The organism is Methylobacter sp. Wu1, assembly GCF_036553575.1.
In the GTDB taxonomy this organism is placed as follows: domain Bacteria; phylum Pseudomonadota; class Gammaproteobacteria; order Methylococcales; family Methylomonadaceae; genus Methylobacter.
Map to the genome: position 1 here is coordinate 91,168 of NZ_JAZHOC010000042.1, position 13,817 is coordinate 104,984.

Consider the following 13,817-nt stretch of genomic DNA (forward strand, 5'->3'; position numbering starts at 1 on the left):
CCCCAGCTTTCATAACGCGATCGATGCGGTTCGTACCTCACCGCATATATGGACTCCTCGATTATTGCATCCTGCGCGCCGAGGTCATGAAGCTGCGAAGGGCTTGTTCTGATCCCACATAAACATGCTGATGCTTCGCCAGAATGGGGAAAATATAACGCCATTCGTCATCACTGAGTACCAGTCGATTCGCCATTGCTCAAAAAATGGCGCAATTTCTCTGAAACTCGTGGTAAATGTCAACACAACCTAGCATATTGGGACCAACATTAGGATAAATGCCTGTGTCAGTCTTCCGCCGCTTCTGCAAATGTGCCTCAAGTTACATTTGTTACATGTTTTGGTTACCGACCCCAAAACCATATCAGGTATACCAAAGTAGTTACTGGCAGCACTGTACAGACCGCCAACAAATATCTTTCAAAGCTTTTAAATCCCTTGAAAGCAAAAATCCCAAGCAGAATGATACTCCAGAAAGTGCCTAGTGCTGAAAGAAGGAGAACATAAAAAAGATCAACGCTTGCGCTTTTCAGCATAGATATAATAAATAAAAAAATGACAGTATCTAAAAAAACGAGGCAAGCAAGACCCAGATAGGCTAGAGCGAACACAAATTTATTCACGAAGCTTTTAGATCCTGTGAGGGCAAAAATCACAAGCAGAATGACACTCCAGATAGCGCCTAGCGCTGAAAGATAGAGAACATTAAGAAGATCAACTCCTGCACTCAGCGTAAATATAATGAATAAAAAAATGACAGTATCTAAAAAGACGAGACCAGCAATACCCAGATAGGCCAGAGCGAACATAAATTTATTCAGAAAGTGCAAATTATTTTCCATAGGTCCGACGCGAACGGTTTTAAAAAAGCAGATCAAATCTGATATTGTCTAGTTGAGGTTCAGCCCTAATTTGTAAGAGTGTGATTACCGAGGGGAACTGACGGACTAATTACCGAGGGACTTTGTCGCTACAGCTTAATCATTGACTGATAAACTTGCAATGAAGTTATCATCGCTAGGCGACCGCGAGCGATGATTTCGCTCTTTGCCTCCTTAAGGCGCTGGTGCTCATGTTTTCTCTTACCCAGACATTCCTGACGCCAACTCGGTAAGGCATGTTAAAGATTGGTCGCACTCCAGATCGATGCGGTTCGTACCTCACCGCATCCTACGCGCTGTCTATTAATCGATTTAAGAGACAGATTTAACATCATTTTTGGTGACATGAGCCAATATTTTGGCTTAGCGTACGTTTTTGTCCCGTTGGACTTCAGGCCCAAAAAGCTCATATTCAGCACAGTGGTGGGCAATAAATCCTCTATCAATCATCTGCCTCTGCCATTGGAAGATGAGCCTGACTTGAACGCAGCTGCTAAACCGATTGGGTCAGATTGAACTAGTCTCCGAGCTTTTGAAATCGGCAAGATTGCGATTGCACAACCATGAGACCAGAAGCTGGAGCCATACCCTATGGATATACCAAGCGGTAAGCAAACTAAGCCTAATGGTGAGCCAATAATGAAATTGCCATCAGGAGTTCTCAATGATTGCCCGACTCCTTCGAGCCTCCTAGCCCGCTCTTGTAATTCGGCCGGCATCGCAAACTCAATACCCACTGCTTCCGGTACAGCGCGGGTTACTGTCAGTTCAGCATAAGCCCAAGCAATTTCAGCGTTCTCAATATATCGTCCAATTGCGTAACTTTTTTCACTGATAAGTATATGGGCATCATTGCATCGCATGTCTAAACATTCAATAACAACAGTACCGGGCGGCTCTAGACGAAGAGAGAGCACTACTCGACCTTTAGGATTGCGGACGCGCAACCTAGGGCCGGTTACTTCAATATCCCAGTTTCTTGGCTCGCCGATCCATTCGTTTTCGCTTAATTGAAAAACTGGTTGACCTGAGTCATCGAAAAATACTGCAGAAATAGTTCCTGGCAAACCATTCTCACCAGGCTCAACACGAAATAAATCGCTTCCATGATAGCGCAGCAATGGTTTTATCAGAGGACTGTATCGCAGCCCTCCTATAACTAAATGTGCATTACTAGTATGGAAATCTAATGGCCCACGTGGCGCAGCTACCGCGTCAGGCGCCGATGCCCATATTTTTTTATACGCGGCTTCGACAGCAGCTTTAGAAAGTTGTCCTCGAGTCACTCGATCGTGACAAGCAGCACAAAGACAACAGATGCGATCAGGATTATGCGTTGATACGGAAACATATGGATCTATATGCTCATATTGATAAAAACCGCTGCGGCACATGACACAGCCAAACTTGCATCGGGAACGAACCTCTCTTTTAACATCTGCCGGGATATTGCGACTTAGTCCATGCTTATTTTGTATCCCCATTCTGTCCTCAACACTAGGTAGTTCTGCGAAAAGCATTAATCAATCTCGCCAAGGTTTTGCGGTAGCCATCAAGCATCGGGGCTGATCAAGCGCCTCGACAAAATGGTCATACTTTACTTGATCGACGCGCACGATGGTTTGATCGAGTAGGATAAGAGCCAACTATAGCAGTTAGACTAGCTTTAAGCACAGGTTTCAAGTTGTTAATCGGGTAAGGACAAAGCATTACTGCCTCGTCCTCCCCTAAGAACGGTGCATGCAACTCGATAAGGCGTAATCCGTAAGGCGCAATAGCGCTAGCGTATTGCGCCGCATGACTATCAACTATGTCCCCCAACGGCATTGTTAATGCTTGGCTGAGTTGCCCAATTTGATGGGTAAAGCCCACGCTCTACATAACGGTGAAAAGTTGAATAAGGCTAATCGGTCATCTGTTCAACCAACCCGTGTTTTAGCGCGTAGGATGCGGTTCATGTATCACCTTATCCTATGCGCTTGGGATTTTTAACTATTAAAGGACGAGCTCCCAACAACTTTTTGAGGAAACTTTAATTAAAGAAGGTCAGTCTTCAAACAAGCGAGTTTACAGCAGGCAAAAAAAAGGCGGTTAAAAAAACCGCCTCAGAAAAAATACATTAGGAAGATATAACGCAACTTTCAGCTATCAGGCTCTAACGGAGCCTTAAAAGTTAGGTTAATAATAGCAGCGGATATGGCAAATAAAAATGTGACATATTGTCGCAGATGAATTAGAGGTGGATTTTAAGACGTAAGACCGGTAAATTTACCAACCAAAATATAATTACCTAGCGCACATTTTTAATGTCAATGCTCTCGCACGTTTCGCCCAAATCGGAAATTTCTGCCCGACAAAACCTGAAGTGGATCTTCATTCTCAGGAATCTGATGATCATCAGTGAGGGTGGGCTTGTTTTTTTATCCATCTACGGACTTAATATCCGCCTGCCGCAGGAGCAGTTATGGCTGGTGATACTCTCGATCGCGGCCGTCAATCTCTATACCTGGATGCGCTTGAAGACGGATGACCCGGTTACAGAACTGGAAATTTTCTCACAGCTGGCTATCGATGTCTTCGGGATCGCATCACTGCTGTACCTGACCGGCGGCGCATCTAATCCGATCATCTGGATGTTCCTGCTGCCGCTGATTATTACCGCGATTATGCTGCCGCAATCCTATGCCTGGTATATGGTGATTTTAACCACTTCCATGTACACGATCTTGATTGGCTACAATATTCCCTTGCCTTCGATAGAGCCGCACATGCCCAATCCGGACCTGATGCCTCCGGAGATGGCGCATTACGATACGCTGCAGAAAATGCATGCCATGAGCGACAGGCATTACTTCAATCTGCATATGTTCGGGATGTGGTTTGGTTTTGTATTCAGTGCCGGCCTAGTTGCGTTCTTTGTCGTCGAACTGGCTAAAACAATGAGAAATCAGGAACGGTATCTGGCTGAAGCGCGCGAAAATGCATTAAGGGACGAGCGCGTCGTTTCCCTGGGCACGCTGGCCGCCAGCGCGGCCCATGATATGGGCACGCCATTGGGCACGATTGCCATTGTCGCTCACGAACTGGAACAGGAGTATCCGATCCATCGTTTTCCTGATTTGCACGAGAAAGTGCTGATCATGAAGCAACAGATTGAGCGTTGCAAAGAGGCGCTGTCGGTCATGTCGGCCTCGGCCGGCGAGATGCGCGCCGAATCGGGCAGGGTTATGCTGCTGACCGACTATCTCGACAACGTGCTCAACCAATGGCGCACACATAAGCCCGGTGCGAAATTGAATTTTTTCATTGATCCCCATGTGGCTGCGGACGCTGAAATCATTGCCGAGCGCACGCTGACGCATTCGATCATCAACATCCTGAACAACGCGGCCGAGGCGTCTCCGGCTGAACTGGGCGTTGAATTTCATGCAGCCTGGGACAGGCATCATGCCCATATCAGGATTCGCGATTATGGCCCCGGTCTGCCGCCGGAATTGATAGAACTGGCAGGCAAGCAGCCCGTCATCAGCAAGACGCGCGGCCTCGGGGTCGGGCTGTTTTTGACTTATTCCACGATCAATCGCTTAGGCGGTAAAATTAATTTTTATAATGTCGAATCAGGCGGTGCCTGCGTAGAAATCACACTGCCCCTTTTGAATATAGAGGAAAACGATGACAACCCAGGATATTGATAAACCGCGCCTGCTGCTCGTTGATGATGACGAGACTTTTTGCAATGTCCTCAAGAGCGCTTTGCAAAAAAGAAATTATGAAGTGCTGGTGGCCAATGATGTAAAAAGCGGCATCATGCTGGCCGAACAAAATCTGCCGGAATATGCCGTGATTGATTTGCGCATCGGCCATGAGTCCGGCCTGGAGTTGGTCAAGAAACTGATTTCTCTGGACGACAATACGCAGATCGTGATGCTGACCGGTTTCGCCAGCATTGCTACCGCCGTTGAGGCCATAAAGCTCGGTGCTGTCCATTATTTGACCAAGCCGGCCAATGCCGATGAAATCGTGAGCGCCTTGCATAAAAACGAAGGCGATTCGTCGGTATCGATCAGCGAAACGCCTTTGTCGGTAAAGCGCCTGGAGTGGGAACATCTGCAGAAAGTCCTGATGCAGCATGACGGCAATATATCGGCCGCGGCCAGAGCCCTGCACATGCACCGGCGCACATTGCAAAGGAAACTGGAAAAGCGGCCGGTGCGGGAATAGCCTTATCGGCCGTTATTTTTTCAAGGCCGCTTTCGCCTCGTTCCAGAAAGCATCCAGTTCGGCCAGCTCGCAGTCTCGCAGATCGCGGCCCGACGCCTGCACCTGTTGCTCTATGTATTGAAAGCGCCTGGAGAATTTTTTCGTGCTCTCCTTGAGCGCGATTTCGGGATTGACCTTTAAATGCCGCGCCAGATTCACGGCAACTAACAGCAAGTCGCCGACTTCCTCCTGGATATGCGCCTGATCGCCGGAGCGCCAGGCATCCTTGACTTCATCCAGCTCTTCCATGACTTTATCGAAAACCGGCAGCACCTCGGGCCAGTCGAAGCCGTGGCTGGCGGCGCGGTTCTGGATTTTCTCGCACTGCACCAGGGCCGGCAGATTAATGGCTACGCCCGATAAAACGCTGTCCTGTTCCACGGCCTTGTTTTTCTGCTGTCGTTCCAGGGCTTTTGCCTGCTCCCAGGCCTGTTTGCGTTCCTCATCGCTGGTAAACACCGCATCCGAAAAAACATGGGGATGCCGGCGCACCAGTTTCTCGCAGATCGCCGCCGCGACCTGCTCGAAATCGAACAGGCCGCGTTCCTCGGCGATGCGGGAATGGAAAACCACCTGTAGCAGCAGGTCGCCCAGTTCCGAGCGCAGATCATCCAGATCATTGCGCTCTATCGCATCGGCGACTTCGTAAGCTTCTTCGATCGTATAAGGGATCAAACTGTAAAAATCCTGTTTGACGTCCCACTCGCAGCCGTTTTCCGGGTGGCGCAGGCGGGACATGATGTCCAACAGGTTTTGCGTATTTTTCAGCATGAGGCGTAATTAAAGTGAGGAACCGAAATTCTCGCGATATTTTTCCCTGAACACATCCATGTCAAAGGCATGATTCTGGGTGCCGTGATGTTCGATTTTAATCGCGCCCATTAACGAGGCGATGCGGCCGGTCATTTCCCAGTCCATCTCGTTCATCAAGCCGTATAGAAGTCCTGCGCGATAGGCATCGCCGCAGCCGGTAGGATCAAGCACGGCTTTGGGTTTTGCGGCAGGAATGTTAATGCATTCGCCGCCGGTATAAATCTTGGAGCCATTGGCGCCCAGGGTGACAATCAGCGCTTCGACACGTTCGGAAATTTGCTCCAGAGACAGGCCGGTACGCTGCTGCATCAATTCGGATTCATAATCGTTCAGTGTGACCCAAGTGGCCAGATCCAGAAATCTGGTCAATTCCTCGCCGTTAAACATCGGCATGCCCTGGCCCGGATCGAAGATAAACGGGATGTCCAGTTCGGCAAATTGCTCGGCGTGCATCTGCATGCCTTCCTTGCCGTCCGGCGCCACGATGCCGATGCAGATGTCGCGGTCCACAGGCACGGAGTTCAGATGCGAGAAGTTCATTGCGCCCGGATGAAAGGCCGTGATCTGGTTGTCGTCTTTGTCGGTCGTGATATAGGCCTGGCCGGTATAATGGCCATCCAGTATCCGGATGAATTCGCTGGACAGGCTGTTCTGGCACATCCATTGCGCATACGGTTCGAAATCATGGCCGACCGTCGCCATCGCCAAAGGCTCTTCGCCCAGCAGTTTCAGATTATAGGCAATGTTGCCGGCGCAACCGCCGAATTCACGGCGCATCACGGGAACCAGAAACGATACGTTAAGAATATGGACTTTTTCCGGCAGAATATGGTTTTTAAACTTATCATGAAAAACCATGATGGTATCGTAAGCCATTGATCCGCATATCAGTGCGCTCATTGTGTTCCTCTTATATTAAAATTAAAGTCCAGGTGACTGCTGCCCAAACCAGCGACAGCATAACCGCTGCAGAACCAATATCCTTGGCTCTGCCGGATAATTCGTGATGTTCGAGCCCGACCCGGTCGACGACGGCCTCTACCGCTGAATTCAATAGCTCGACCAGCATGACCAGCACGATACTGCCGATCAGCAGCAGTTTTTCGACAGTGGTTTCACCCAGCCAGACCGCCAGTGGTGTAGTGATGACAAACAGGAGCACTTCCTGCCTGAAGGCTTCTTCATGTGTCCAGGTCGCTTTAAAGCCGGCAGCAGAAAAGAAGCATGCGTTTATCAGCCGTTGAAGGCCTTTTGCATTTTGATTCGCCATTATGTTTCGTTAAGTGATCAAAAACCGCCAATGATACACAATCTATGGGGTAGTTTGGTTACAAACAGCGTAATAAACCGCTCAAACTCTGTACGATTTAAGAAAACCCACGGAAAGTCAAAAGCTTGCAGTTCATATAAACGCGTTATTCGCAAACTTATCCACAGATTTTGTGCATAACTGGCGGGCCGGTTTACTCTTCAATCGACTGACGATAAGCCTCGGCATCCATTAATCGATCCAGGTCGGACGGATCATCCGCTTTAACGCAAAAAAGCCAGGCCTGATAAGCATCGTTATTAACCTGTTCAGGTTCGTCAGTCAGGGCGGCATTGACGGCGACAATTTCGCCGGCAACCGGACTGAATATATCCGATGCGGTTTTAACCGACTCCACGACTGCGCACTGCTCCTGGGCGGCTACTTTGCGCCCCAATTCAGGCAACTCGATATAAACCAGATCGCCCAATTCTCCCTGGGCAAAATCCGTTATGCCGACACGCACTACATTGTCGTTTTCCAGCAGCGCCCATTCATGGGTTTTGGCATATTTCAGGTTTTCCGGCAAATCACTCATGTTCATCTCTCAAAGTAGTGTTTACGTAGCTTGTATTGTTGATTTCAAGGATAACGCGCTATTTTTTAAAAACAACAAAAAAATTCATTTATCCGATACGCTGGCCTTATAATTCGGACAATCTCTACAAGACCCATCAATTCCATGCTTTTCCCTGCCCGATTTAACGCACATTTAATAGCCGTTTTTTTTGCTATCGGTGTTTTTCCCGTCTTTGCCGACGATGACGATAACCGGATTCAGCCCGCACAGGCTACAGCAGGGCAGTCGGCCGTGGTTCTCAGCGATGAAGCGCAGAAATTGTCCGGCCTGGAGTCCGTAACGCTGGCCGCTTCGAATTACCGGCCCGAATTCGCCGCATACGGAAAGGCTGTCGCCATCCAGCCGTTGCTGGCGCTGCGCAGCCAGTATCTGGTCGCGCTGGCCGAACAGAAAAGCGCGGCGGCAAAATTCAAGCTGGCCGAGCAGAGCATCAAGCGCCAGCAGGATTTGTATAACAATGACATCGCCTCGAAACGCAGCCTGCAAAATCAGCAATCGCAATGGCAAACCGACAAGGCCCTGTTGGATGCCTCGCAGTTCCGCATCAAGGCGATTTACGATGAAGCCCTGATCAACTGGGGCAAGGAATTGGCCGATTGGGTTTTATCGCCCGATGCGGGCAAGCTGGCGCCTTTTTTATCGGGCCGGCAAAGCCTGCTTTTAATCACGCTGCCAACCAATACCCATTTGACCGATGACGTTAAGGAAATTTACATTGAACCGTCAGGCATTCGCAGCAAAGCCGTTAAAGCCACGCTCATATCGGCCGCGCCGCAAATCGACGGCGCCGTTCAGGGCGAAAGCTACTTCTTTCAGGCCGATAGCGGCCGCATCAGGCCCGGCATGCGCGTCGCGGCCTGGATTACGCAACAGGATGAAGACCGGGCCGGCGTGATGATTCCCAAATCGGCATTGATCTGGCATCTGGATCAGGCGTTTGTTTATATCAAGACCGACAAGGATCGGTTCAGCCGCCGTCCTGTCACACATTTCTCGGCCACAGCCGACGGTTATTTCATCGGCGGCGGCATCGGCCCCGGCGAGGAACTGGTGACTACGGGCGCGCAAATGCTGTTGTCGGAAGAAATGCGCGGGCAGATTCCCGATGAGGATGATGATTAGCCGGTCATAATTATGCTGTGCATCTAGCCGCATGTCGGCTGAAGCATTCCATCCGACTGAAAATCGTGTAATCGGGAATATTAAAAAAATCATGCTGGCCGCTCTCGTCCGTTTTTCCATCCGCTTCTACGGCATCGTCATCGCCCTTGCCGTCTTGATCCTGCTGTATGGCGGCTACCGTTTTTCCACGGCGGGGCTCGATATTTTTCCGGCCTTTTCGCCCAAACAGGTCATCATTCAAACCGAATCGCCGGGGCTGTCTTCCGAGCAGGTTGAAGTGCTGGTGACGCAGCAGATTGAAATGGCGATCAGCGGCCTGATCGGCATGGAATCGGTGCGTTCCGAATCGATTCAAGGGCTGTCGATTGTGACGGCGATCTTCAATGAAGACAGCGATATTTACCGCAACCGGCAATTGGTTGGCGAGAGGCTGGCTAGCTTGTCGGGACGGCTGCCGCAGGGCATAGGCACGCCCGTGGCGATTCCGCTGTCTTCGTCGTCAGCCACAGTGCTGACGATCGGCTTAAGCTCCGACAGCAAGGATTTGATGACCTTGCGCAGCCTGGTCGACTGGACCCTCGTGCCTCGTCTCCTGTCTGTGCCCGGGGTTGCCGATGTCAATGTGTTCGGCGGCGAGGTCGCGCAATTGCAGATTCAGGTCGATCCCGTGCAACTGCACCGCTTCAATCTGGCGATCGACGACATTATTCAGGCGGCTTCACAAGCGGGCAACATTCAGGGCGGCGGTTTCGTCGAAAACGACAGTCAGCGTTTTACATTACAGGTGACCGGACAACCCGTCACGCCCGAGCAATTCGCCAAAATCCTCGTCAAACGCGACCAGGGGCGCAATATTGCGCTGGGCGAAGTGGCCAGGATCGCCTACGCGCCGGAGCCGCCCATTGGCGCGGCGCAAATCATGGGCAAGTCCGGCATTGTCATGATGGTGATCGGCCAATACGGCGCCAATACCCTGTCCGTGTCCAGGCAGGCGGAGCAGGCGCTGAAAGAGTTCGAGCCTATTTTCAGCAAGCAGGCCATTACGTTCCATTCGCACCTGTTCCGGCCTGCCGATTATATCGAAACGTCGCTGTCCAATCTGTCGGGGCATTTGCTGATCGGCGGTTTGTTCGTGCTCATTATTCTGTACCTGTTTCTGTTCAATTTCCGCACGGCGTTTATTTCCGCGCTGGCCATTCCGTTATCGCTGATCAGCGCCGTCATCGTCCTGCTGGAAGCCGGGATCAATCTCAATATCATGGTGCTCGGCGGCCTGGCGATCGCCTTGGGCGAGGTCGTCGATGACGCCATCATCGATACCGAGAATATTTTCCGACGCTTGCGCGAGAACCGCTTGTCGGACCGGCCGCTGCCTGTGGCCGATGTCGTTTACCAGGCCTCACTGGAGGTGCGCAGTTCGGTCGTTTATGCGAGCTTTATCGTGGCGCTGGTGTTTGTGCCGCTGCTGACCTTGAACGGCGTGGCAGGGCGCTTGTTTGCGCCGCTGGGTTATTCCTACATTCTGGCTATTCTGATGTCGCTGCTGGTGGCGCTGACCTTGACGCCGGCCTTGTGCTACGCGCTGCTTGGCCGCCATGCCGGCGATGATGAGCCGCCGCTGATCAGACGCATCAAGCCGCGCTATGGCGCCGCGTTGAATTTTGTGATCGGGCATTTCAAGGCAGTCATGGCCGTCAGCATGACTGTGTGCTTCATTGGCCTGCTGGCGTTTTTCGCCCTCGACAGCAAGTTCCTGCCCGAATTGCGCGAGGGGCATTATATTGTCCATACGACCAGCATGCCCGGCACGTCCCTGCAGGAGTCGCTGAGAATCGGCAGCAAGCTGACCGAGCAATTCATGAAGATTGAAGGCGTTGAGTCGGTATCGCAATGGGCCGGGCGGGCCGAACGCGGCGCCGACACCTACGGCAGCCATTACAGTGAGTACGAGGTTCGCCTCAAACCCATGCCGGGATCGGAACAACAGCAGGTCCTGGACAGGCTTAGAACCATTCTGAGTGATTTTCCAGGCATTTTATTCGAAGCCAATACTTTTTTGACGGAGCGGGTGGACGAGACCATTTCCGGTTATACCTCGCCGGTCGTCGTCAATATTTACGGCAATGACCTGACGGTTCTTGACGACAAGGCCCAGGCGCTGGCCGAGATTATGCGCAGCATTCCCGGCGCCGCCGATGTGCAGTTGCGCTCGCCGCCCGGCACGCCGCTGGTGCAAATCGATCTGGATCTGGACCAGCTCGGTTTCTGGGGCATATTGCCGTCGCAGGTCATCAATACCCTGCAGGCCGCCTATGAAACGCATGTCGTCGGCAAGCTCGCCCAGGGCAATAAAATCTTCAATATCGCCGTGGCCCTGGCGCCGGAGTTAAGAAAGCAGCCCGAATCGATTGCCCAATTGCCGATCAGGACTCAGGATGGCAGCCTGATCATGTTGGCGCAGGTCGCAGAGATCAGGCATGCGGCCAGCCGCTACAACATCCTGCATCAGGGCGCGCAACGCCGGCAGACCGTTACCTGCAATATCATCGACCGGGACCTGGATGACTTCATGCGGGAGCTTAAAGCGCGCGTGCTGAAAGAGATTCCGTTCTCGGTCGATGTTTACCCCGAATTCACCGGTGCGGCAACCGAGCAGGCCCATGCCCGTAACGAGCTGATTCTGCATGCCGTGCTGGCCGGCGCCGGCGTGCTGATCTTTATTTATATCGCCATAGGCAGCTTTCGCCACGTCCTGCTGACCTTGGCCAATCTGCCGTTTGCCCTGATCGGCGGCGTTGCCGCGGTTGTATTGACCGGCGCGACGCTGTCGGTCGGCTCGGTTGTCGGTTTCATCACCCTGTTCGGCATCACCGCGCGCAACAGCATCATGCTGCTGTCGCACTACCGCTATCTGGTCGAAGTCGAGGGGAAAAACTGGAATCTGGAGACGGTCATGCAGGGCGCCCAGGAGCGCTTGCCGTCCATTTTGATGACGGCGCTGGTGACCGGCTTGGCCATGTTCCCGATTGCCTTCAACAGCGACAATCCGGGACGCGAGATCATGGGGCCGATGGCGGCGATTATTATCGGCGGGCTGGCGTCTTCCACGCTGTTGAATTTGCTGCTATTGCCCGGCGTATTGCTCAGGTTCGGGAAATTTAAAAACTAGCTGACGTTGTGCATTTCTGTAGGGTATGCACCGCATACCTTCTTCCAAGCTCGCCGGCTTGTGCGATTCTGGAAAGGTACGCAATGCGTACCCTACGACAGCGATTCGTACCTGCCACTACCGGCGGCGCGGGCAATACGGTAATTTACAACTGCAGTATTAGATGCGAAGCAAGTTGTTTCGGGTCGAATACCCGCAAAGGGCACAAGTGAATTCGACCCCGCAGGGACTGATCAAACAGAAAAACTTTCGCCACAGCCGCAGGTAGCTTTGACATTGGGATTGTTGAACTGAAACGCCGCATTGATGCCTTCACGGCGATAATCGACCTCGATGCCGTCAATCACAGGCAGGTCGGCTTGCTGAACGATGATTTTAACGCCGAAGTTTTCAAAGACGACGTCGTTTTCAGCCAGAGCGTCGGCATAATCAAGCGCGTAAGCGTAACCGGAGCAGCCCGATTTTTTGACGCCGAGCTTTAAGCCGATGCCTTTGCCGCGTTTTTCAAGTTGTTTTTTGATTTGATTCGCTGCGTTTTCCGTTAATGAAACAGACATAATGACCTCTTGGTACTTTATCCTTTATATCAAGGATTTCAATAATTCAATGAATTTGCTCACGTCATCAGCCGTATTGGCTTGTCCAAGGCTGACGCGAATGGCGCTTTTGGCCAGTTCGGGCTCAACGCCCATGGCCGTCAGCACGGCGCTGGGCTCTCTTGCGCCGCTGGCGCAGGCCGAGCCGCTGGAGACGGCGACATTTTTCTGGTCCAGCTTCATGAGCAGCAATTCGCCGTCGAGTCCGTCGATGCCGAACTGGACGGTATTGGGCAATCGCTGAGCCTGACGGGCAAAAATAGTTAAGCCGGGGATAGCCATCAAGCCGTCTTCGAGCTGTTCCCTTAAAGCCAGCAGATTTCGGCTGCGTTCGGCAAGTTCCACTCTCGCCAGTTCCGCTGCCTTGCCAAAGCCGATGATAGCTGCGACATTTTCGGTTCCGGCTCTCAGGTCCTGCTCCTGGCCGCCGCCCAACAATAGCGGATTGATTGGGACGTCTTTTTCGAACACCAGGGCGCCGCAGCCTTTCGGTCCGTAAATTTTATGGCTGGACAGAGACATCAAGTGCACGCCAAGCTCATTGAAGTCTACCGAGATTTTTCCTAAAGCTTGCACTGCATCCGTGTGAACGAGGACCCGATGCTCCCTTAATTGCCGCGCGTATTTGGCAATATCCTGGATAACGCCGGTTTCATTGTTTGCCAGCATGAAAGAGGCCAGGCCGGGCTTGCGCCTGATAACATGATCCAGGGCTTCTTGCGTAATCAGCCCGTCGCTGTCGACGTCGATAATGGCAAGTTCTCGTCCCTGGCTTTTCAAGCGCTGGGCCGGCTCAGCAATGGAAGGGTGCTCGATGGCTGAAATGGCAAGTCCGGTTTCGGATCCGCCTGCCGCCAGGGCCAGATTGTTGGCTTCCGTGCCGCCGCTGGTAAAAATGACTTGCGCAGGCTGTGCGCCAACCAGTGAAGCAACCTGCTCACGGGCCGTCTCTATGGCGCTTCGGGCAACTCGGCCTTGACGATACAGGCTGGAAGGATTGCCGTAGAAGGTGGTCAGAAAAGGCAGCATGGCATCCAACACCCGTTCATCTATCGGTGTCGTCGCGTTATGATCGAGGTAGATCATT

12 protein-coding genes are annotated in these 13,817 nt (G+C 52.0%); 4 read left to right on the forward strand and 8 right to left on the reverse strand.

What is annotated here, in order from left to right; translation table 11 throughout:
* Positions 1 to 344 precede the first annotated feature (344 nt).
* Both V2P20_RS06515 and V2P20_RS06520 read right to left on the reverse strand, forming a co-directional pair.
* The gene (locus V2P20_RS06515; protein ID WP_331817280.1) at positions 345 to 842 is read right to left on the reverse strand and encodes a hypothetical protein; all 498 of its coding nucleotides are present in this window, start codon (positions 840 to 842) and stop codon (positions 345 to 347) included.
* Positions 843 to 1,327: 485 nt separating this feature from the next.
* Complete coding sequence (locus V2P20_RS06520; RefSeq protein WP_331817282.1) at positions 1,328 to 2,365, reverse strand: hypothetical protein; 1,038 nt, start codon at positions 2,363 to 2,365, stop codon at positions 1,328 to 1,330.
* Positions 2,366 to 3,193: 828 nt separating this feature from the next.
* On the opposite strand from V2P20_RS06520, the gene V2P20_RS06525 reads away from it, so the two are divergent.
* Complete coding sequence (locus tag V2P20_RS06525; protein WP_331817347.1) at positions 3,194 to 4,573, forward strand: ATP-binding protein; 1,380 nt, start codon at positions 3,194 to 3,196, stop codon at positions 4,571 to 4,573.
* Positions 4,554 to 5,102 carry a response regulator transcription factor gene (locus tag V2P20_RS06530; RefSeq protein WP_268118199.1) on the forward strand — a complete coding sequence of 183 codons (549 nt, stop codon included), beginning with the start codon at positions 4,554 to 4,556 and terminating at the stop codon, positions 5,100 to 5,102. The genes V2P20_RS06525 and V2P20_RS06530 overlap by 20 nt, the downstream gene beginning before the upstream one ends.
* 12 nt (positions 5,103 to 5,114) lie before the next feature.
* On the opposite strand, the gene mazG is transcribed toward V2P20_RS06530, so the two are convergent.
* From mazG to gcvH, 4 genes are all read right to left on the reverse strand, one after another.
* Positions 5,115 to 5,912, reverse strand: coding sequence for a nucleoside triphosphate pyrophosphohydrolase (mazG, locus tag V2P20_RS06535; protein WP_331817286.1), 798 nt, complete (start codon positions 5,910 to 5,912; stop codon positions 5,115 to 5,117).
* A gap of 9 nt (positions 5,913 to 5,921) precedes the next feature.
* Positions 5,922 to 6,854, reverse strand: a complete 933-nt coding sequence (locus V2P20_RS06540; protein WP_331817288.1) for a carbohydrate kinase family protein — start codon at positions 6,852 to 6,854, stop codon at positions 5,922 to 5,924.
* A 10-nt stretch (positions 6,855 to 6,864) separates the two neighbouring features.
* Positions 6,865 to 7,224 (reverse strand): diacylglycerol kinase, encoded by a 360-nt coding sequence (locus tag V2P20_RS06545; protein WP_331817290.1) that lies wholly within the window; start codon positions 7,222 to 7,224, stop codon positions 6,865 to 6,867.
* Positions 7,225 to 7,417: 193 nt separating this feature from the next.
* Entirely contained in the window at positions 7,418 to 7,801 is a 384-nt protein-coding gene (gcvH, locus tag V2P20_RS06550) for a glycine cleavage system protein GcvH (protein WP_331817292.1), read from the reverse strand.
* A gap of 144 nt (positions 7,802 to 7,945) precedes the next feature.
* Between gcvH and V2P20_RS06555 the strand changes: the two genes are divergently transcribed.
* Entirely contained in the window at positions 7,946 to 8,965 is a 1,020-nt protein-coding gene (locus V2P20_RS06555) for a hypothetical protein (RefSeq protein ID WP_331817294.1), read from the forward strand.
* Positions 8,966 to 9,056: 91 nt separating this feature from the next.
* Positions 9,057 to 12,134, forward strand: coding sequence for an efflux RND transporter permease subunit (locus V2P20_RS06560; RefSeq protein ID WP_331817349.1), 3,078 nt, complete (start codon positions 9,057 to 9,059; stop codon positions 12,132 to 12,134).
* 233 nt (positions 12,135 to 12,367) lie between these two features.
* Here the strand turns inward: V2P20_RS06560 and V2P20_RS06565 are convergent, their stop codons facing one another.
* Complete coding sequence (locus tag V2P20_RS06565; protein ID WP_194971530.1) at positions 12,368 to 12,691, reverse strand: iron-sulfur cluster assembly accessory protein; 324 nt, start codon at positions 12,689 to 12,691, stop codon at positions 12,368 to 12,370.
* A 24-nt stretch (positions 12,692 to 12,715) separates the two neighbouring features.
* Positions 12,716 to 13,816 (reverse strand): cysteine desulfurase family protein, encoded by a 1,101-nt coding sequence (locus V2P20_RS06570; RefSeq protein ID WP_331817298.1) that lies wholly within the window; start codon positions 13,814 to 13,816, stop codon positions 12,716 to 12,718.
* Position 13,817: the final 1 nt, after the last annotated feature.

Coding starts and splice junctions, on each gene's coding strand:
- V2P20_RS06515 (WP_331817280.1), bottom strand. CDS start 842: ATGGAAAATAATTTGCACTTTCTGAATAAATTTATGTTCGCTCTGGCC.
- V2P20_RS06520 (WP_331817282.1), bottom strand. CDS start 2,365: ATGGGGATACAAAATAAGCATGGACTAAGTCGCAATATCCCGGCAGAT.
- V2P20_RS06525 (WP_331817347.1), top strand. CDS start 3,194: ATGCTCTCGCACGTTTCGCCCAAATCGGAAATTTCTGCCCGACAAAAC.
- V2P20_RS06530 (WP_268118199.1), top strand. CDS start 4,554: ATGACAACCCAGGATATTGATAAACCGCGCCTGCTGCTCGTTGATGAT.
- mazG (WP_331817286.1), bottom strand. CDS start 5,912: ATGCTGAAAAATACGCAAAACCTGTTGGACATCATGTCCCGCCTGCGC.
- V2P20_RS06540 (WP_331817288.1), bottom strand. CDS start 6,854: ATGAGCGCACTGATATGCGGATCAATGGCTTACGATACCATCATGGTT.
- V2P20_RS06545 (WP_331817290.1), bottom strand. CDS start 7,224: ATGGCGAATCAAAATGCAAAAGGCCTTCAACGGCTGATAAACGCATGC.
- gcvH (WP_331817292.1), bottom strand. CDS start 7,801: ATGAGTGATTTGCCGGAAAACCTGAAATATGCCAAAACCCATGAATGG.
- V2P20_RS06555 (WP_331817294.1), top strand. CDS start 7,946: ATGCTTTTCCCTGCCCGATTTAACGCACATTTAATAGCCGTTTTTTTT.
- V2P20_RS06560 (WP_331817349.1), top strand. CDS start 9,057: ATGCTGGCCGCTCTCGTCCGTTTTTCCATCCGCTTCTACGGCATCGTC.
- V2P20_RS06565 (WP_194971530.1), bottom strand. CDS start 12,691: ATGTCTGTTTCATTAACGGAAAACGCAGCGAATCAAATCAAAAAACAA.
- V2P20_RS06570 (WP_331817298.1), bottom strand. CDS start 13,816: ATGATCTACCTCGATCATAACGCGACGACACCGATAGATGAACGGGTG.